This is a genomic window from Nonomuraea salmonea (assembly GCF_042428605.1).
GTDB classification, from domain to species: Bacteria; Actinomycetota; Actinomycetes; order Streptosporangiales; family Streptosporangiaceae; genus Nonomuraea; species Nonomuraea salmonea.
In genome coordinates this window covers 486,371-505,764 of the sequence record NZ_JBHMCF010000029.1, presented here as the reverse complement: position 1 = coordinate 505,764, position 19,394 = coordinate 486,371, and the positions used below count along the sequence as shown (strand labels likewise).

The 19,394-nt window shown below is 70.3% G+C and carries 15 protein-coding genes; 6 read left to right on the top strand and 9 right to left on the bottom strand.

The features are described 5' to 3' along the window. Positions 1–60 precede the first annotated feature (60 nt). Complete coding sequence (locus ACFFR3_RS26430; RefSeq protein WP_379484015.1) at positions 61–507, top strand: MarR family winged helix-turn-helix transcriptional regulator; 447 nt, start codon at positions 61–63, stop codon at positions 505–507. On the opposite strand, the gene ACFFR3_RS26425 is transcribed toward ACFFR3_RS26430, so the two are convergent. Next, on the bottom strand, positions 474–1,631 hold the full coding sequence (locus ACFFR3_RS26425) for a PucR family transcriptional regulator (RefSeq protein WP_364363523.1): 1,158 nt from the start codon (positions 1,629–1,631) through the stop codon (positions 474–476). The genes ACFFR3_RS26430 and ACFFR3_RS26425 overlap by 34 nt on opposite strands. A gap of 105 nt (positions 1,632–1,736) precedes the next feature. Between ACFFR3_RS26425 and ACFFR3_RS26420 the strand changes: the two genes are divergently transcribed. Next, the gene (locus ACFFR3_RS26420; RefSeq protein WP_364363526.1) at positions 1,737–3,836 is read left to right on the top strand and encodes a M6 family metalloprotease domain-containing protein; all 2,100 of its coding nucleotides are present in this window, start codon (positions 1,737–1,739) and stop codon (positions 3,834–3,836) included. Positions 3,837–3,926: 90 nt separating this feature from the next. Here ACFFR3_RS26420 and ACFFR3_RS26415 read toward each other — a convergent pair whose 3' ends face one another. After that, positions 3,927–4,682 (bottom strand): hypothetical protein, encoded by a 756-nt coding sequence (locus tag ACFFR3_RS26415; RefSeq protein ID WP_364363529.1) that lies wholly within the window; start codon positions 4,680–4,682, stop codon positions 3,927–3,929. Positions 4,683–4,863: 181 nt separating this feature from the next. On the opposite strand from ACFFR3_RS26415, the gene ACFFR3_RS26410 reads away from it, so the two are divergent. Continuing rightward, complete coding sequence (locus ACFFR3_RS26410; protein WP_379484014.1) at positions 4,864–5,667, top strand: tyrosine-protein phosphatase; 804 nt, start codon at positions 4,864–4,866, stop codon at positions 5,665–5,667. A 187-nt stretch (positions 5,668–5,854) separates the two neighbouring features. Here ACFFR3_RS26410 and ACFFR3_RS26405 read toward each other — a convergent pair whose 3' ends face one another. From ACFFR3_RS26405 to ACFFR3_RS26390, 4 genes are all read right to left on the bottom strand, one after another. After that, the gene (locus ACFFR3_RS26405) at positions 5,855–6,949 is read right to left on the bottom strand and encodes a Gfo/Idh/MocA family oxidoreductase (RefSeq protein WP_379484013.1); all 1,095 of its coding nucleotides are present in this window, start codon (positions 6,947–6,949) and stop codon (positions 5,855–5,857) included. 62 nt (positions 6,950–7,011) lie between these two features. Then, positions 7,012–7,911 (bottom strand): proteasome assembly chaperone family protein, encoded by a 900-nt coding sequence (locus ACFFR3_RS26400; RefSeq protein WP_345387510.1) that lies wholly within the window; start codon positions 7,909–7,911, stop codon positions 7,012–7,014. A 346-nt stretch (positions 7,912–8,257) separates the two neighbouring features. Further along, a complete protein-coding gene (locus ACFFR3_RS26395) occupies positions 8,258–9,274 on the bottom strand; it encodes a terpene synthase family protein (RefSeq protein ID WP_345387508.1) in 1,017 nt (338 codons plus the stop codon). A 144-nt stretch (positions 9,275–9,418) separates the two neighbouring features. After that, positions 9,419–11,518, bottom strand: coding sequence for an ATP-binding protein (locus tag ACFFR3_RS26390; protein WP_379484012.1), 2,100 nt, complete (start codon positions 11,516–11,518; stop codon positions 9,419–9,421). A 243-nt stretch (positions 11,519–11,761) separates the two neighbouring features. Between ACFFR3_RS26390 and ACFFR3_RS26385 the strand changes: the two genes are divergently transcribed. From ACFFR3_RS26385 to glpK, 3 genes are all read left to right on the top strand, one after another. After that, positions 11,762–12,211 (top strand): GNAT family N-acetyltransferase, encoded by a 450-nt coding sequence (locus ACFFR3_RS26385; protein ID WP_364363544.1) that lies wholly within the window; start codon positions 11,762–11,764, stop codon positions 12,209–12,211. A gap of 100 nt (positions 12,212–12,311) precedes the next feature. Further along, the gene (locus ACFFR3_RS26380) at positions 12,312–13,118 is read left to right on the top strand and encodes an MIP/aquaporin family protein (protein ID WP_364363547.1); all 807 of its coding nucleotides are present in this window, start codon (positions 12,312–12,314) and stop codon (positions 13,116–13,118) included. A gap of 9 nt (positions 13,119–13,127) precedes the next feature. After that, complete coding sequence (glpK, locus tag ACFFR3_RS26375; RefSeq protein ID WP_345387500.1) at positions 13,128–14,639, top strand: glycerol kinase GlpK; 1,512 nt, start codon at positions 13,128–13,130, stop codon at positions 14,637–14,639. 145 nt (positions 14,640–14,784) lie between these two features. On the opposite strand, the gene ACFFR3_RS26370 is transcribed toward glpK, so the two are convergent. The 3 genes from ACFFR3_RS26370 to ACFFR3_RS26360 all read right to left on the bottom strand — a co-directional run bounded on the left by ACFFR3_RS26370 (position 14,785) and on the right by ACFFR3_RS26360 (position 19,166). After that, positions 14,785–15,633: an ABC transporter permease gene (locus ACFFR3_RS26370; RefSeq protein WP_364363550.1), complete on the bottom strand. Its 849-nt coding sequence runs from the start codon at positions 15,631–15,633 to the stop codon at positions 14,785–14,787. Continuing rightward, on the bottom strand, positions 15,630–18,455 hold the full coding sequence (locus tag ACFFR3_RS26365) for a CocE/NonD family hydrolase (RefSeq protein ID WP_345387494.1): 2,826 nt from the start codon (positions 18,453–18,455) through the stop codon (positions 15,630–15,632). The genes ACFFR3_RS26370 and ACFFR3_RS26365 overlap by 4 nt, the downstream gene beginning before the upstream one ends. Before the next feature lie 303 nt (positions 18,456–18,758). After that, positions 18,759–19,166, bottom strand: coding sequence for a PaaI family thioesterase (locus ACFFR3_RS26360; protein WP_379484011.1), 408 nt, complete (start codon positions 19,164–19,166; stop codon positions 18,759–18,761). Between the last annotated feature and the right edge of the window lie 228 nt (positions 19,167–19,394).

Sequence of the window (19,394 nt, the reverse complement as noted above, 5' to 3'; positions counted from 1 at the left end):
CTTTCGGCTGCCCATTCGAACAGAGGTTAGCTCATATTTGTTCCGGCTAAACTTCTCGGCATGGCAGACAAGGAGCTCGCGGAGCTCTTCTACCTGGTCGGCAAGCGTGTGCGGCACGGCTACGCCCACCGGCTGGTCCCGCTGGGGCTCAATCCGGGCCAGGCGCGGGCGCTGCGGGCTCTGGCCGACGCAGGGCAGCCGATGCGCATGGTCCGGCTGGCCGACGAGCTGCGCATCGTGCCGCGCTCGCTCACGCCCGTCGTGGACGCGCTGGAGGCGGCGGGCCTGGTGCGCAGGCAGGTCGATCCGGCCAACCGGCGCTCCACGCTGGTCGTGCTCACCGGCGAGGGGCGCGCGCTGGCCGATCGGGCTCGCGAGGCGCGCAGGGAAGCGGGGGAGGAGCTGCTCGCGGTGCTCACGCCCGAGCAACGCGCGTCGCTGCGCGAGCTGCTCGAACGCGTCGAGAGCGGAGGTCAGGACGGGCCGGGCGGCTCGCGCGGCAGATAACGCCCGGACAGGCGCGCCAGCTTCAGGCTGAGGTGCAGCGCCAGCCGCTCGCCGCCGTCCTTCAGATCGGTGCGGGCCAGCTCCTCCACCCGCTGTAATCGGTAGTACAGCGAGGTCCTGTGCAGCCGCAGCGCCTTCGAGGTCGCCACCGCGCTGCCCGCCAGATCCAGATACGTCTCCAGGGTCTCCAGCAGCGGCAGGTACTGCGCGTCCGCCAGCAGCCCTTCGAGCCCCGGGTGCAGCTCCCGGTCCGGCAGCTGGGTGAGCATCCGGTAGACGCCCAGCCTGGCCCACTCCGCCGTACGCCCGAGGCCGGGCACCCGCGCCGTCACCTCGGCCGCGTGCCTGGCCTCCCGGTACGACTCCGCCGCCAGCGCCAGCTCGGGCCTGGGCCGGCCCACCCCGACCACCACCGGCACCGGCATGGCCGCGTGCAGCTCGTCGGCCGAGACCGGCGGCCCCGCCGTGAGCAGCACCGCGTGGTCGTAGCGCATCAGGTGCAGCGGGTGGTGCCCGCTCAGCCGCCGCCGCAGCGCCAGCAGCCCCTGCTCCAGCGCCAGCCGGAGCGCGTCGTCGGGCTCGGCCGTGCGCGGCCTGGCCACCTGGACGGTCACCGGCTGCGCCTGCGGGAACGCGCCCGCCTCGATGAGCTGCCTGGCCGCGTCCCGCTCGCCGAGCAGCAGCCCGGTCACCGCCTCCAGCTCCCGCTGCGAGGCGAGCCCGCTGGCCAGGCTCTCGTGGAACAGCGCGAGGGCGAGCCCCGGCACCGCGCGGGCGGCCTCGGCGACGGCCGGCTGGGGCATGGGCGGCTCGGCGTCGATGAACCACAGGAAGCCGAGCAGGCCGTCGGCGTGCCGTACGGGAACGCAGACCCGCGGCAGCAGCCCGAGCTGGGGCGCGCCAGGCGTGCGCAGCGGCCCGGTGGCCTCGGTGATCCCGGCCGCGCGCAGCCACTGCCGCACCTCGGGCACGGTGTGCCGGCGCAGGATCGAGTCGCGGCGGACGTCGTCCATCGCGCCGTTCTGCTCGCTGTAGGCGACCACGCGCTGGTGGCGGTCCTCCAGGAGCAGGGGGCGTTCGAGGCGGGCGGCGAGCTCGTCCACGGCCCGTTGAAGATCCGCCACAACCACCCCTTACATGGCCTTTTCGACAAATGACGGAAATGTCAGTACAGGTCTTCCCTACAACTGCTCGGTGATCTCCGTCAACAACGTCTATACGGTCAAGCCGTGAACGCCCCGAAGAAGCTGCTGAAGGGTTTGCTGGCGGCCATCGTGCTGATCCCGGTGAGCCTGATGGCGACCCCTGCTTCCGCAGCACCCCCCGAGAACCCCGAGCACCCGTGGCGGCAGAACCACTGGCCGCAGACCCAGCCCTGGCAGCTCGACGAATCCCTCGACGCCGCTGCCGAGGAGCGGGCCCTGCGCAAGACTCCCAGCACCGGTCTCAAGCCCGTCGACCCGCAGAACTGGGTGAACCCCGACAACATGACGTGGGCGGACTACAAGAAGCCCCCCGGCACGAAGTGGAACGACCCCGCCGTCAAGGGGTCGCAGCGCACCTTCAAGGGCGCGCTCGTGCTGCTCGACTACCCCAACCAGCCGTTCGTGGTGACCCAGCCGCAGAACTCCACGGTGTACGCCAACCCGAGCGCCGAGGCCCACGACATCCCGCGCGACCAGGTCGCCAGGTTCTACCAGGACTTCCTCAACACCCCGAACGACCTCAACAAGGGGCACACCATCCACGAATACTGGATGGAGGACTCCGGTGGCCGCATCGGCGTGGAGCTGACCGGGTTCGGCCCGTACACGATGCCGGGCAAGGACCACGAGTACGCGATGGAGTACCAGCGCCAGTCGTGCCCCTCCGGCGACAGCTGCAACAAGAACCTGCGCGCCGACGGCAACGCGGCCTGGCTGGCCGACGTCGGCCAGGATGTGGCGGACCAGTTCGACTTCGTCTTCTACCTCAGCGCCGGCCAGGACGAATCGGCCACCTGGCAGGAGTTCGGGATGATGAAGTTCCCGACCAAGGAGGACGTCACCGACGAGTGGGGCCCGGACGACCCGGCGCTGCCCAACTGGTCGCCGACCCGCTACGTCGAGTGGACCTCCTGGCAGGCCGGCTCCAACTTCTGGCCCAACGCCCGCTTCGGCGTCGACTCGGTGCAGGCCGAGAGCTCCGGCATGGGCGTCTACGCCCACGAGCTGAGCCACATCTTCGGCATCGCCGACAACTACAACAACCCGTACGGGGTGCCGCCGCGGCGGTCGTACACCGGCATCTGGGAGATGCTGAGCCGCGGCAGCTTCAACGGCCCCGGCGGCCCGCACTCACGCTGGCTCGTCCCGCCCACCGCGGGCGGGTCCATGGGCGCCCAGCACATGCTCCGCAACAAGATCAAGCTGAACATGGTGGACGAGGCGAACGTGCTGCGGCTCAGCCGCGAGGCGCTCGCCGAGTCGGGCCTGGTGACCGCCAAGGTGACGGCCCGCGTGGTGCAGCCCGGCAAGAACGGGCTGTCCGGCGTCAACATCGCGATGGACCAGGACCGCAGCACCTGTGACAGCGGCGATCCGCTGTGCGACGGCGGTGGTTACAACAACTACACCGTCGAGGTCGTCGACCGGATGGGCGCCGACTCGTTCACGCCCGACTCCGGCGTGCTGCTCGCCAAGACCAAGAACGAGGACAGGTCGCCGTTCGAGTGGGTGATCGACGCCAACCCGCAGGACATCGGCATGACCGACTACGTGCTGCCCGACGGCACGAAGGTGCCGATCACCATCGGCGACTACCGCCAGCTGTCTGACGCCCTCTTCCACGCCGGCACCGACTCCGGCAGCGAGTACGAGTACGTCGACGAGGCCAACCGGCTGCACTTCTACGTCACCGACCTGCACCGGGACAAGAAGGGCCAGCTGTCGTACACGGTCGCGATCCGCTCGCTCGACGGCGCGGGCCCGCAGCGGCGCGGCGTCAAGCTGCTGCCCTCGGTGGGGCTGCCGTCCGGCAAGAACGTCTCCACCTGCAAGTTCCCGCTGTTCAACACCGGCAAGAAGGCCGCGGCCCGTGGCCAGCATCCCGAGGACGTCAGCGCCTACCTCAACGCCGACATCTACCGGCTCAAGGCCGAGGTCCAGGGCAAGGGCTGGGACGTCCGGCTGCCCAACGCGCTGGCCTCCGTCGAGTTCGGCAAGCAGGAGCTCGTCAGCGTGGACGCCGTACGCACCGGCGGCGGCCACGTCGGCAAGATCAAGCTCACGGCCACGTCCGAGAGCGACCCGGCCAAGAAGGCCACGGCCAGCTGCACCGTGATCGGCTGACATGACGACGGGGCACGGCCGAAGCCGTGCCCCGTTCGTCTGTGCCCCGTTCGTCTGTGCCGGGCCTGGGTGAGCGGCGGGCGCAGCAGCTCAGGTGAGCGGCGAGCGCAGCAGCTCGCCCGCCGTCTGCCTGGCCTGCAGGATGCTCTCCTCGAACAGCTTGCGCACATGGGCCGCCTGGTCCGACAGCTCGTTGATGCGGCCGTGGGCCAGCTCGTCGCGCACGGTCTCGGCCAGCAGCTGCTGGTATTCCGGCGTCTTCGCGGCCAGCTTCTCCAGCCGCAGGTGGGCGTGGTAGACCTTGTCGGCCTTCAGCACCTGCTTGGCGTACTTCTCCAGATGCCGTACGCGGTGCGTCAGCGACGTCCAGGCCGCGTCCAGCGCGCTCGTGTACGGCTTGAACGCCGCCTCCATGTCCGGCGGCAGCTCACGCGGCACCAGCTTGCCGTGCTCGGCGTGCATCGACGACAGCCGGCGCAGCCGCTGGGCGATCTGCCAGACCTCCTCGGGCAGCGACACCTGGTTGTCGACGCTGTCGATGAGCCCGGCCTTGTGCACGTTGGAGTGGAGAATGGCCTCCACGGCGTTCTGCGCCCTGCGCAGCAGCATCTGGCAGGGGTGGTCGAGGTCCTCCGGAAGGATGTAGTGCTCGGCGTGGGCCCGCGCGAGCCCCAGTCTTCGCTTGGTCGAGCGGTAGGTGCCGTCCGTCGCCAACCACCTGATCACGACGATCATGCCGACCCCCGTGCCCATGACGAACAGGGGCGTGCTGCTGGTCAGCATGAACAGCAGCAACAGGAAGGCCGGCAGGACGAACAGGGTGGCGGGGTTTCGCGTGGTGTCCATTCGCGCGCCCGACCGAGCCTGGCGGAGGATGTGCGGGCTCGACCGCAACTCGACCGAGATCTCCGGGGGCAGCGATGGATCGATCACCAGCCGTGGAGGCAGAGCTCGTGGATCCATACGTTCATGCTGCGTTATGAACCTCGAATTCGCTGCGTTCTGCCGGACATATAGGGTCGTAATAATGAGCGAGATGACGAGGTGGATCGACCTTGAAGGCGCGGTCAACGCGCGTGACCTGGGCGGATTGCCCACTCGTGACGGCGGCCGCACCCGTCGCGGCCAGCTCTACCGCGCCGACAACCTGCAGGGCCTGACGCCCGCCGACGTGGCGCTGCTGGTCGGCGAGCTCAACCTGCGGCACGTCGTGGATCTGCGCTCGACGGCCGAGGTGACGCTGGAGGGGCCCGGTCCGCTGACCCGGGTGCCCGAGGTGCGTCACCACCACCTGACGTTGTTCGCCGAGGGCGGCCGGCACACCGACGTCGAGGCGGACGTCGCGCCCGAGGGCATCGACGGCGAGCGGGTGCTGCCGTGGGCGGACCGGGTGCTCGACGAGGAGCTGCGGGTCACCGGGTTCTACTTCGGCTACCTGCGCGACCGGCCCGACGGCGTGGTGGCGGCGCTGCGGGCGATGGCGCTGGACGACGGCGCGGCGCTGGTGCACTGCGCGGCGGGCAAGGACCGCACCGGCGTGCTGGCGGCGCTGGCCCTGGAGGTCGCCGGCGCCACCAGGGAGGCCATCGTCGAGGACTACGTCGCCACGGGGGAGCGGCTTGAGCTGATTCTCAAGCGGCTGCGCGGCAGCGACACCTACCGCGACGACCTCGACTCGCGCCCGGCCGACGACCACATGCCGCGGGCCCGCTACATCGAGCAGTTCCTGGGCGTGCTCGACGACCGGTTCGGCGGGCCCATGGGCTGGCTGGCCGCGAACGGCTGGACCGACGCCGACACGACCGCCCTGCGCGCCCGCCTGCGCGACTGACGGCCGCGAACGGCTGGACCGCTGACACGACCGCCCTGCCCTGCGGGCCTGCCTGCGCGACTGACGGCCCCGCCCGGACAGCCCGCCCGGACAGCCCGCCCGGACAGCCCGCCCGGACAGCCCGCCCGGACAGCCCGCCTGAACGGCGGCCTGGGCTTGCAGCCGGCCCCAGCGGCTTCCCGGGGCTTCAGCCGAGGTGGACGACGATGCCCTGGGAGGCCGACAGGCGGGCGGCCTCGATGACGGCGAGCGCCTCGACGGCGCTCGCCGGGTCCACCGGCGGCGGGCCGCCGTCGCGCAGCGTCGCCGCCACCTCCCGGTAGAAGTCCAGGTACGCCCCCGCCTCCGTACGCACGACGCGCCGCTCGCCTTCCGTGCCCAGCTCGCCCCAGCGCTCCTCCGGGTCGTCCCCGAACCCCGGCGCGTCGGGCGTCATCCCGGCCCGCAGCCGCTCCTCCTGCACGTCCATGCCGTACTTGACGAAGCCGGCCGCCGACCCGAGCACCCGGAACCTGGGCCCGAGCCGGGCGGCCATCGAGCTGGCCCACAGATGCGACCTGGCCCCGCTCGCGTGGGTGAGCGCGATGAACGTGTCGTCGTCGGCCTCCACGCCCTCGCGCCGCACGTCGCTCTCGCAGTAGACCGCGCGTACGGGGCCGAGCAGCTGCAGCGCCTGGTCCACCAGGTGGCTGCCGAGGTCGTACAGCAGCCCGCCCACCTCATCGGGCCCGCCGCTCTCGCGCCAGCCGCCCTTGGGCACGGGCCGCCAGCGCTCGAAGCGCGACTCGAAGCGCAGCACCCGGCCCAGCAGCCCCTCGCCGGCCAGGCGGCGCACGGTGCGGAAGTCGCCGTCCCAGCGCCGGTTCTGGAACACGGTCAGCAGGAGACCACGCTCCTCGGCCAGGCGGACCAGCCCGCGCCCCTCCTCGGCGGTCCTGGCCAGCGGCTTGTCCACGACCACGGGCAGGCCCTCGGTGAGCGCCGCCGCGGCCGTGGCGACGTGGGTGCGGTTGGGCGAGGCGACCACGACGAGGTCACAGCGGCCCCACAGGTCCTGCACGTCGTCCACCGCGGCCGCGCCGTACGCGGCGGCGACCTCGGCCCGGCGATCGGGGTTCCTGGTCACGACGGCGGCCAGGGACAGGCCGGGGGTGGCGTGGATCAGCGGGGCGTGGAAGTAGGCCCCCGCGGTGCCGTAGCCGACGAGGCCGACACGGATGTCCGTGCCGGCGGACGGCTGAGAGGCGCGCCGCGGCTGCGGCCGGTCTGCCTGATCGCTCATCGGCCCAGGTTATCCGCCCGTCCTTTCGCGACCGTGCTGTCCGCGCGCCCCTCCAGGCGGCGCTAGTCGTCGTCGCGCTCGGCCAGGAACCGCTCGAACTGGGCGGCCAGCTCGTCGCCCGTGGGCATCGGCGTGGTCTCGGCCATGAGGTTCTCGCGCTCCGCGCCCGCGGCGAAGGCGTCGTACTGCTGCTCGAGGCCGGTGATCGCGGTGGACAGCTCGGCCGAGGCCTTGATCTGCTCCTCGATCTCCGTCGTCGTACGCCGGGCGGCGTCGTGCAGCGACTCCATCGGGAAGACCAGCCCCGTGCCGCGCGTCACCGCCTCCAGGGCCGCCACGGCGGCGGTCGGGTATTCGGCCTGCGACAGGTAGTGAGGCACGTGCACCGCGTAGCCCACGGCGTCGTGGCCCTTGGCGCCCAGCCGCAGCTCCAGCAGGGCCGCCACGCTGCCGGGCACCTGCACCCGGCCGAACACGCTGGTCTGCGCGGAGATCAGCTCGGGCCGGCTGGCGTGCGCGGTGACGCCGAGCGGCCGGGTGTGCGGCACGGCCATGGGGATGCCGTGCAGGGTCACCAGCTTGCTCACGTTCAGCCGCTCGACCAGCTCGGCCACGGCCTTGGCGAACAGCTCCCACTCCCGGTCGGGCTCGGGCCCGCTCATCACCAGGAACTGCGTGCCCGTCGCGTCCTTGGCGACGTGCACGGCCAGCTCGGGACTCTCCCAATCCACCCACCGGTCGGTGTCGAACGTCATGATCGGACGCCGCGACCGGTAGTCGAGCAGCCGGTCCACGTCGAACGTCGCCACGACCCGGTGCTCCAGCTCGGCCAGCAGGTGGCCCAGCGCGAGACGTCCGGCACCGCCCGCGTCGACGAAACCGTCGAAGTGGTACAGCAACACCGGATCGGGCAGCTCGGGCGCGTCGTCTGCGAGCTCGTAGAGATCCTTCGGGTCGAACACGGTTGGACAGCCTTTCCCTAGGTACTCTTCACCAGAACCTACGGCGCGTCGGAACGATTCCGTGCAGGGCACCCTATCGGGAGAACCGTTTTGTATGGACGAAGGCCCTAAGGGCGGAGACATCCAGGAGGACCTCGATCTACCTGGTCAGAGCGGGCGACACCGCGTTCACAGCACGCGTACGCCTCGGGCGGGGTTCGGGGGCCCGGCAGACGGCAAGGTGACACTTCGCTGCTGCAGACGGCTCATCACGGTCGTGCCCACACCGCCGATCCAGGCAGACGTTGATGCCATGCGGGCGCTCTTCGTCGCGAACACCGCCCGCATGGTAATCAGTGACATCGTCTTAGTCGGCCAGCTCGCGCTGGAAGCCGGTGATCTGTCCGCGCAGCACCGGGTCGGCGAATCGGCGCGTCTCCTTGGCCCAGTCGAGGTAACCGCGCATCCAGTTCTCGAGCCCTGTTACGCAGCGGAGGGTGCCGTGCCGGCGATTCTGGTCGGTGCCGAGTTCGTCGAACGTGTGCTGGAGGTCTGCCTTGGCCGCTTCGAAGACGCGTATACGCTCGGAGATCTTCTGGTTGACCATTTCGACGGCAACCTGAAGAGGACAGTCCAAGGCCTTCCAATAGACGATGACGAGGTTGTGGAATTCCCCTTGCAGCAGCTCACGCCGTAAGCCGATCAGATCGTTGGTGCAGACCACCACGTGTCCGGCCTCGTGGACGAGAGTGCGGTACACGGCCGAGGCGCGGATGTCGTCGGGCACCTCGAACTGCTCGGCGAGTTCGATGAGGTCGAACGAGGGCGGGACATAGGCGATATTGAGCTTGTGCTCGACGTAACTGTCGGGATCGGGGACCTCGCCCCTCGTGCGGTTGTCGACCTCCCACTGGGCCGTTTCGAAGCAGTCCTGAAGGTGGGTGGCGAAGCGGTTCCACCACTGGGCGCTGGCGTGTAGGAGCATACGGTCACGGATATCGGCCAACCCGTGGAGTATCGGTCCTGCGGTGGCAGGCAGCGGTTCGCCGTTCAGCACCGCACGGAACTTGTCCGCCATGCGCCGCGCCAGATCGGGGTTGGAGCCCACGTCGGCCAGCTCGAACTGGTCGTCGTAGACGTGGAACCAGCTGTTGAGGTCGGCGGCCAGCGCCAGGACCGGCACCGACGCCTCGGGATACAGCCTGGCGACGAGCCGGGAATACGACTCCCCAGCGAAGCGCGAGGCTGCGGTCTCATCCGCGATGAGTCTCAGCTGCTGAGCCCAGGCGATGGTGCGCTCGGCCGCAACGGCCTCGAAGGGATTGATCTTCGACGGGTACGGGATAGAAGGGGTGGGTAACGAAACCGGTGGTAGTTCGGGCATGAGTGCGCAGCCTCCCCACGGCAACCGTGGCAAATACCCCTCGTTGGGGCAGATGTCGTTCTTGTGGGGCCTACCCGAAGCCGAATTTGCCGAATCATTTACGCAATAACGGGCCAGAAGGAAAAAGGTTACGGCCTGGGCGATTTAGGTGCTGTGTGGGTCATCCTGTACGGTTGCGACTACCTGGTCCAGGTCCAGTTCTGCGCCCGCCTCAAATGCCAATTTGTAGCGGTCCTCACCGAGGAGACTCTTGCACTCCTTGACGCATTTCTCGTGAGTGGCCGTGAGGAACGGGGCACCGAGCATGGGCAGGCCGGAGGAGCGGCAGTTCTGATGCAGCGCACCGAGCAGAAGCGTTGCGCGCTCGGCCTCGCCCAGGGCCGAGTAGATCTTGGCGATCGTCTCGAGTGCCATGAGTGTGCCGACGGTGTCGTGGAAGTAGCGCTTGATGCGCAGCGCCTCCTGAGCCGTCGCCAGCGCCTCGTTCAGCCGGTTCATCGCCATCATCGGCAGCGACAACGCCCAGTGCGCGTACGAGCTCAGCCACAGCTCCCCGCGCTCGCGGCAGACCTGCAGACAGTCCAGCAACAGTGACTCGGCCTCGTGCATGCTCCCTTGTTCGGTGAGGACGATGGAAAGCTCTACGATGGCGGGGAGCAGCCCCGGGTTGAGCTCCTTGTTATCCGTGTTGAACTCGATGGCCACACCGAGCAGGGCGCTTGCCTTCTGCAGGTCGCCCTGCAGCATCGCGGCCGTGCCCTGCATCTTGGAACCCAAGATCACGGCTCGGGAGTCGCCCACCCGAACGGCCTCGACGCTGCAGGCCTCAGCCGTCTCACGCGCGCCCACGATGTCGCCCTGAGCACTACGCACATAGGAGAGCACCCACAGCGCCTTGCAACGCTCCTTGCTCACCGTGGGATTGGCCTCCAGCGCCCGCTCCAAGTAAAGGCGGCCCTCGCGGGCGAACCCGCAGCACACCCACATGAACCACAGCGACGCCAGCAGGGTGAGCGCCAGCGGCTCCTTACCCGGCGTGGACAGCGTGTGCTCCAGCGCGAGACGGATGTTGTCGTGCTCCTGCCGCATGCGGACGAACCAGTAGATCTGCCGCGGCCCCGACCAGGCGTCCTCGCTGCGCTGCGCGAGGCTCAGGTAATACTCCAGATGGCGCTGGCGCAGCTGCTCCGTCTGGCCCAGCTTCTCCAGCCACTCCTCGCCGTATTCGGCCAGCGTGTCGATCAGCTTGTAGCGCACGCCCGCGTGGTTGCTCCTGATCAGCAGGATCGACTTCTCCACCAGGCCCGTCACCAGGTCGGTGATGTCCTCCGACGGCAGCCGCCCGTCGGAGCAGACGAACCGGGCCGCGTCGAGCTCGAAGTCACCGGCGAAGACCGACAGCCGCGCCCACAGCAGCCGCTCGGCCGGCTCGCACAGCTCGTGGCTCCAGCCGATCGCCGCGCGCAGCGTCTGGTGCCGGGGCAGCGCCGTGCGGCTCGCGCCCGCCAGCAGGCTGAACCGGTCGGCCAGCAGGCCCAGGATCTGCTCCACCGACAGCGCGCGCAGCCGCACCGCCGCCAGCTCGATCGCCAGCGGGATGCCGTCGAGCCTGCGGCACAGCTCGGCCACCGGGCCGATGTTGTCCTCGTCGAGCACGAAGTCGGGCACACTGGCGCTCGCGCGGGCCGCGAACAGCTGCACCGACTCGTTGGTGAACAGGTTCTCGGCCGGGTCGTCGCCCGGCACCTGCAGCGGCGGCACCGGCACGACGTGCTCGTAAGGCAGGTGCAGCGACTGGCGGCTGGTGGCCAGCACCTTGAGGTTGGGCGCCGCCTCCAGCAGCTCGTGCACCAGCTCGGCGCAGCCCTGCACCAGGTGCTCGCAGGTGTCGATGATGAGCAGCATGTCGCGCTCGCCGACCCACTCCGACAGCGACTCCGACTCCGTGCGCGAAGACTGGTCGGCGATGCCGAGCGCCGAGGCGATCGTGTGCTTGACCATGCCCGCGTCCTGCAGCCGGGCGAGATCGGCGAACCACACGCCGTCGGGGTAGTGGGCGCGCACCTGATGGGCCAGGCGCAGCACCGTGCGCGACTTGCCGACACCACCGATGCCGGTCACGGTCACCAGGCGTGACTCGTTGAGGTGTCGTTTGAGGTTGGCGAGGAGACGTGTCCTGCCGATGAAGCTGGTCAGCTCCGCCGGTAGATTGCCTTCTCGCCGCCAGCCTGTCGGGGTGGCCATGAGCAGCCTCACGGGGGGATCGGCGACACCTGCCTACGCATCGTACCGCTGACCTTGCGAACTGTCCTTGATCCAGCGGACACACCGGGGACAGGTTTGTACGCCTCGGTAGCATGTACGACGTGAAGGAATTCCTACCCGACCAGACCTCCGACGACACCGACCTCGGCTGGGGCGAGTGGCGCGACACCGACGACGACACCTTCTACCTGGAGAACCGCCCCCCGCACTGGGACTGACCAGGTGCCCCCTTACGATTTCCGCCCCGCCGCACCGGCCGACTACGACGCCATCGCCGCCGTGGTCGACGACTGGTGGGGCCGGCCGGTCCGCGCCGCGCTCCCGCGGCTCTTCCTCGACCACTTCCACGCCACCAGCCTCGTCGCCGAGAGCTCCGGCGACCTGGCCGGCTTCCTGATCGGCTTCCCTTCGCCGTCCCTGCCCGGCGAGGCGTACATCCACTTCGCCGGCGTGCACCCTGCGGCCAGGCGCAGCGGCCTCGCCCGCACCCTCTACGAGCGCTTCTTCGCCCTCGCCCGCGAGCACGGCCGCCACGTCGTCCGCGCGGTCACGTCCTCCGCCAACGCGACGTCGATCGCGTTCCACCAGCGGATGGGCTTCACGGTCAGCGACCCCGTGCCCGGCTACAACGGCCCCGGCACCAGCCTGGTCACCTTCACCCGCGCTCTCTGAGAGGTCCACCCTCCAGCACTTTGCGCAACCTATCCACCACATGCCGTATGCGGCGCCCGTTGATCGGGAAAGCAGACAAGCACGGCAAGGAGGTGGATCGGTGGCGCATCTGCTCACCCAGCGGAAGCTGACAGGGGAGCTCATCGCGGAGTTCCTCGGCACGATGGTGCTCATCCTGTTCGGCTGCGGCGTCGTCGCGCAGGTCATCGCCGCCGAGCTGGGCGACCACGACAGCATCGCGTGGGCGTGGGGCATCGGCGTGACGCTCGGCGTGTACGTCGCGGGCCGCACGACGGGAGCCCACATCAACCCGGCCGTGACCCTGGGGTTCGCGCTGTTCCGGGGGTTCCCGTGGCCGAAGGTGCTGCCGTACGCGCTGGCGCAGACACTCGGCGCGTTCGTCGGCGCGCTCATCGTGCGCTGGAACTACACCGAGGTCCTGGCCATGGCCGACCCCGGCCACACGATCAAGACCCAGATCGTCTTCTCCACCCTGCCGGGCAACGGCACCCTGCCGGTCTCCATGTGGGGCGGGCTGCGCGACCAGATCATCGGCACCGCGATCCTGCTGTTCGTCCTCTTCGCGCTCTCCGACGTCCTCAACATGGCACCGGGGGCGAACCTGGGGCCGTTCATCATCGGCCTGCTCATCGTCGGGATCGGCATGTCGTTCGGCACCGACGCCGGCTACGCCATCAACCCGGCCCGCGACTTCGGCCCCCGACTGGCCAGCTGGCTCACCGGCTACGACGGGGCCTGGCGAGATCAGTACGGCGACCCGTACTGGTGGGTCCCCATCGTCGGCCCGCTGGTCGGCGCAGCGCTCGGAGCCGCTCTCTACCAGCTGTGCATCGCCCGCTTCCTGCCGCAGGGCGAGGACCGCGACACCGTGAAGCCGTCAGATTGAGAGTGAGCCATGCCTGATTTCGTCGGCGCGGTGGACCAGGGCACCACCAGCACCCGCTTCATGATCTTCGATCACGATGGCGCCGAATACGCCAAATACCAGCTCGAACACGAGCAGATCCTGCCCAGAGCCGGTTGGGTCGAGCACAACCCGATCGAGATCTGGACGCGCACCGCCGCCGTCATCCAGACCACCCTCCAGCGCACCCGCCTGCACCACAGCGACCTCGCCGCGCTCGGCGTCACCAACCAGCGCGAGACCACCGTCGTGTGGAACCCGCGCACCGGCCGCCCCTACTACAACGCCATCGTCTGGCAGGACACCCGTACCGACCGCATCGCCGCCGCACTCGAACGCGACGGCCGCGGCCAGGTCATCCGCGACAGGACGGGGCTGCGGCCCGAGGCGTACTTCTCCGGCGGCAAGATCCAATGGATCCTCGAGAACGTGGACGGCGTCCGCGAGGCCGTCGACCGCGGTGAGGCCGTCTTCGGCAACACCGACACCTGGACCCTGTGGAACCTCACCGGCGGCGTCAACGGTGGCGTGCACATCACCGACGTCACCAACGCCAGCCGCACGATGCTCATGGACCTCGACACCCTCGACTGGGACGACGAGCTGCTGTCCTTCTTCGGCATCCCGCGCGCCATGCTCCCCGAGATCCGCCCCTCCGCCGACCCCTCCCACTACGGCGTCACGCTCGGGTACGGCCCGGTCGGCGGCGAGGTGCCCATCACCGCCATCCTCGGCGACCAGCAGGCGGCCACCGTCGGCCAGGTCTGCTTCTCGCCCGGCGAGGCCAAGAACACCTACGGCACCGGCAACTTCCTGCTGCTCAACACCGGCACCTCCCGCGTACGCTCCGAGAGCGGCCTGCTCACCACCGTCGCCTACAAGTTCGGCGACCAGCCGGCCGTCTACGCGCTGGAGGGCTCCATCGCCGTCACGGGCTCCGCCGTCCAATGGCTGCGCGACCAGCTCCACATCATCACCTCCGCCCCGCAGAGCGAGACGCTCGCGCGGCAGGTGCCCGACAACGGGGGCGTCTACTTCGTGCCCGCCTTCTCCGGGTTGTTCGCGCCGTACTGGCGGGCCGACGCCCGCGGCGCCATCGTCGGCCTGTCCCGCTACAACACCGACGCCCACATCGCCCGCGCGACCCTGGAGGCCATCTGCTACCAGAGCCGCGACGTGGTGGAGGCCATGCAGCGCGACTCGGGGGTCGTCCTGGACGTCCTGCGCGTGGACGGCGGCGTCACCTCGAACGACCTGTGCATGCAACTCCAGTCCGACATCCTCGGCGTCCCCGTCAGCCGCCCCACGGTCTCGGAGACCACGGCCCTGGGCGCCGCGTACGCGGCGGGCCTGGCTGTCGGCTACTGGAGAGACACCACCGAACTCCGCACCCACTGGGCAGAAGACCGCCGCTGGGAACCAACCTGGACACAGGAACAACGCGAGGAAGGCTACGCCGGCTGGAAGAAGGCAGTAACGAAGTCCTTCGCCTGGCTCGACTGACGCCCAACAGGGGGCCAGGACTGCCGCGCCTCCAGAACGGCGGAGCAGGTGCCTGACGTCGACGGCGGGGTGCCCGGCCACAAGCGCCGGGTGCCCCGCCATCGATCGTCTGGTGGCCCCCGAGGTCAGGGGAGGAGCGGGAGCGTCAGCTCACTACGTCCTTTCTGCGGAAGCGGCGGAAGGCGATGGCGATCAGGATCGCGGCGTACGTGATCGAGACCGAGGCGCCCTTGACCATGCCGCTCCAGTCGAGCTCGGGCGCCAGGGCGTCGAGCCAGGCGTTGTTCCAGAACGTCGGCAGGAACTCGCGCAGCGACCCCAGCGCCTCGACCGCCTGCAGGATCGTGCAGACGATCCACAGCCCGACGGCCCCGCCCACCGCGCCGAGCGGCGAGTCGGTCATCGTGGAGATGAGGAAGGCCAGAGCGGCCACCACGAGCTGGCTGACCAGGGCGTACCCGATGACGATCCCGAACCGGGGCAGGACGTCGAACGCCGGGATGACCTCACCCGTGCCCGGCACCTGGATGTCGTCCCAGCCGAACGCCAGCGTGCCCGCGAGCAGCGCCATCAGCGGCAGGCAGATCACCGCCGCCGCCGAGTAGCCGAGCGCGACGATCAGCTTCTGGCGCAGCAGCCGGTCGCGGGGGACCGGCGCCGCCAGCAGGTAGCGCAGCGACGACCAGTTGGCCTCGCTGGCCACGGTGTCGCCGCAGAACAGCGCCACCGCCACCACCAGCAGGAAGCTGGCCGACACCGACAGGGCGAAGGCGGCGAAGTTGAGGCCGCTCTCGGTGGCCAGGTCGGAGATGCGCAGCGACGACTGCCCCTGCCCGCTCGACTGCGGCCCGAACTGGAACGCGATCACCAGGATCCACGGCAACGCCAGCAGCAGCGCGAACATGCCGATCGTCCGCCGCCGCTTGAACTGCCTGACGATCTCCACCCGCAGCGGCAGCGTGCGGCGGGGCGCGTAACCGGTCGCGGTGGTCATCCCTTGTCTCCGATGAGGTCGAGGAACACGTCTTCCAGGCGCGGCCCGTGACCGTTGCCGGTCGCGGCCGAGCTGAGCAGCCGCGAGACGGGGCCGGTCGAGACCAGCCGGCCGCGCTGCATCACCACGACGTGGCTGCAGGCCTGCTCGACCTCGGCCAGCATGTGGCTGGAGACGATCACGGTACGGCCGTCGCGCGCGTAGCGCTTGAGCACCTCGCGCATCTCCCGGATCTGGGGTGGGTCGAGCCCGTTGGTGGGTTCGTCGAGCACGAGCAGGTCGGGCAGGCCGAGCATCGCCTGGGCGATGGCCAGCCGTTGCCGCATGCCCTGCGAGTAGGTGCGTACGGCCCGCTCCAGCGCCTTTCCGAGACCGGCGATCTCCAGCGCCTCGTCGAAGTGGGCGTCGGCGGTGGGCCTGCCGGTGGCCGCCCAGTAGAGCTGGACGTTGTCGCGCCCCGACAGATGCGGCAGAAACCCCGGCCCCTCGACGAACGACCCCAGCCTCGACAGCACGGGCGCGCCGGGCGTCACCCGCTCGCCGAAGATGCGGATCTCGCCCGCGTCGGGCTGGATGAGGCCCATCATCATCCGCATCGTCGTCGTCTTGCCGGCGCCGTTGGGGCCGAGCAGCCCCAGCACCTGGCCCTGCTCGACGCGGAACGACAGGTTGTCGACGGCCAGCTCACCATTCCTGTACGCCTTGGTCAGCCCACTGATCTCCAGCGGCACTCCCGCACCGGCCACCGCGACCTCGCGACTTCCCGCATCCTCGCTGGGTGCGGCGGCGTCACCGGCCACGTCGAGATCGTGCGTCTTGCCGTTGGGGCGGACCACCGCGCCGGAAGTGCCGATGGCGGCGGTGTCGCCGGAGGTGGCGTCACCGGACGCGTCGTGCGCGTGTGTTCGGCCGTTCGGACCGGCCGTGCTTCCGGACGTTCCGGCGGTGGTGAGGTCGGCCGTGACGGCGGTGGTCGCGCGCTCCTTCGCGTCGGTGGCGTCGGTGGCGTCGGAGGGGGCGGGCTTGGCGGGAGAGGCCGGGCGGCGGCGGGAGGTGGTGCGGCCCGTCGCCAGGATGACGGCGGCGACCACGATGGCGGCCAGCGGCATCGCCCACACCCACCACGCGACTCCCGTCGGCGCGGCGGCCAGCGTGGAGACCGTGGGGACGGTCAGGGCCGGGGAGGCCAGCGCCACCTGGTACGCGGCGGGCTGGGCCGGCGTCGCGAAGCCCATGTCGGTCGTCGTCACCACCAGGCGCAGGCGGTGGCCCACGGCGAAGCGGTGGTCGACTGCCGGCAGCGTGATCGTCGCCTCGGCGCTGCCCGCGCCCTCGGGGATGGTCACCCGGAACGGCGCCACCAGCCCCGCGGGCAGGGTGGGCGGCTGGAGGGCGTCGGCCACGTCGTAGAGCTTGGCGAACAGCGTCGCCTCGCCCTTGCCGGTCACCGTGACCTTGACGGTCGGGCTGCCCGTGAGCTGGAGCGGCTCGGTGAGCGGCCGGGATTCGAAGGCGGCGCTCTGGCCCGGCATGTCGAGGGAGACGCCGACGCCCTGACCGCCCAGCAGGCCGCCGATGCCGGGCACCGTGGAGATGGAGGCGGGCGCGCCGCCCGGCGGGTTGACGATGTTCTGGGCGGGGCCGCTCAGCTCGACCGCGGTGGTGTCGGTGCCGGTCAGGCCGGGATAGGAGTCGGCCTCCGGGTGGAGGCGGATGCGCTGGCGGGTGCCGGGGTCGCGTCCGCCGTCGCGGGTCACCGTGAACGCGCTCACCGGCGTCGCGGCGTCACCCGAGCCCTCGCCCTTGAGGTAGCGGCCGAACCAGGCCGAGGTCTGCTCGAACAGCCAGTCGGCCTCGCCGTTGCCGCCGTCGTGCCCGCCGTCGAACCAGGCGATGCTCACCGGCGTGCCGGCGGCGGCGATGGCCTTGGCGTTGGCGTCGGCGTGGCCGATCGGGAACAGCGAGTCGCGCTGCCCCTGGATGAGCAGCGTCGGCGCCTTGATCTGCCCGGCCACCGTGACGGGGCTGGACTTGCGCAGCAGCGCCACCGCCTCGGGCGTGGCCCGGCCGTCGGTGGCGACCTGCTGGTAGACGTCGCAGATGGCGGGCAGGAACCTGCCGCACCGCGCCTGCTCAGGAGTCAGCGGCGCGGCGGCCTCGCGCCGGCCCAGCAGCGACGAGGCGTCGAGCGAGACGCCCTGGCCGAAGAAGATGCCGGCCCACATGCGCTTGAAGACCCCGCCGGCCGGCTCGCCCGAGCTCGGCGCGGCCGCGTTGGGGAACAGCGCGTCGGCCAGGTCGGACCAGGTGATCTGCGGGACGATCGCATCGACGCGCTGGTCGTACGCCGCCGTCATCAGCGCGATGGCGCCGCCGTAGGAGCCGCCCGCGATGCCCACGCGCGGGTCGCCCGCCGCGTCGAGCTGCACGTCGGGACGCTTGGCGAGCCAGTCGATCAGCTGCTTGACGTCTTTGACCTCGTAGTCGGGCGAGTTGAGCGCGATCTGGCCGCCGGAACGGCCGAAGCCGCGCGCCGACCACGTCAGCACGCCGTAGCCCTGCTGGGCGAGGCGGACCGCTTGGTCCCGCATGCTCTGCTTGCTGCCGCCGAAACCGTGGGCGAGCAGGATGACGGGCGCTTTTCCGCCTTCTGGCGGCGGGAAGAACGTCGTGTCGAGTTCGACCCGTTGGTCGTCCGACGGTCCGTCGACGACGGTTATCTGCTGGTCTTGGCCCCGCACCTGGGGCGCCGACGGCCACACGAGCCATGTCGCCACCCCGATGAGGGCGAGTGCCACTACCAGAGCGGCCACACGCTTCATGTGGTGAGCCTACTTTCCACACCTGAGAGATCCCTGAGACGGCGCCCGCGCGAACACCGCCCCAGGAGTGAACCGGGGCTGAAAGGACTGGTCAGCGGCCGTCTCCGCAAGATCGCGCGCACCGTCGCAGCCCAGGCCCCGAACCCTCGCGGCCCAGGCCCCGAACCTGCACCACCTGAGCGAACGCTCACGCCGGCAGCGCGCAGGTCCTGACCCGAACGAATCGTCACGTCGGCAGCGCGTAGGTCCTGGCCTGGGCGAACGGACACGCCGGCAGCGCTCAGACCACGGCCTGGGCGGGTCTCACCCCAGGAGTGCGTAGACGGTTGTGGCGTGGGCGGCCGTCTCTGAGCTGCTCGCCGCACGCAAGGTGATCTCGGAGAAGGCGAGCGTGCGTCCGAGCTTGGTGATGCGGACGTCGATCAGCACGTCGTCGCCGACCACCGGCCGCTGGAACGTGGTGGACTGCTGCACCGTCGTCATCGGCACGAACCCGCCGCGCGCCGCCGAGATCGCGACGACCGTGGCGGTGTCGGCGGCGGCCATCATGGCCTGGCCGCACAGCCCGCCGCCCTCCCTCGCCAGGTCGTCGGACCAGGGGAGGCGGACGATCGCGTGGCGCTCGCCGACCTCCTCCACGCGCAGCCCGAGCTGACGGATCCAGGGGGCGAAGTATTCCTGGAGGATCGCCTCTGCGTCTTCTGGAGTCACGCGGACATCATGCACGCTGGACACGACGGGCGGGCCGCCTCACGCACGACCTGTGGACAACGGGCCACGCCCCGCGAACGCCTGTGGACGAGCCGGGAGGATGCGCATGTCGACCGCGAACGACGACGGTCCGATGGACCGACGCCCCCGACGCCCGACGCCCGAGGAGGCGGACCAGAGGCCGAGCGAGCGGGATCGGCGGCGCCAGGCGACGGAGGCGGATCAGAG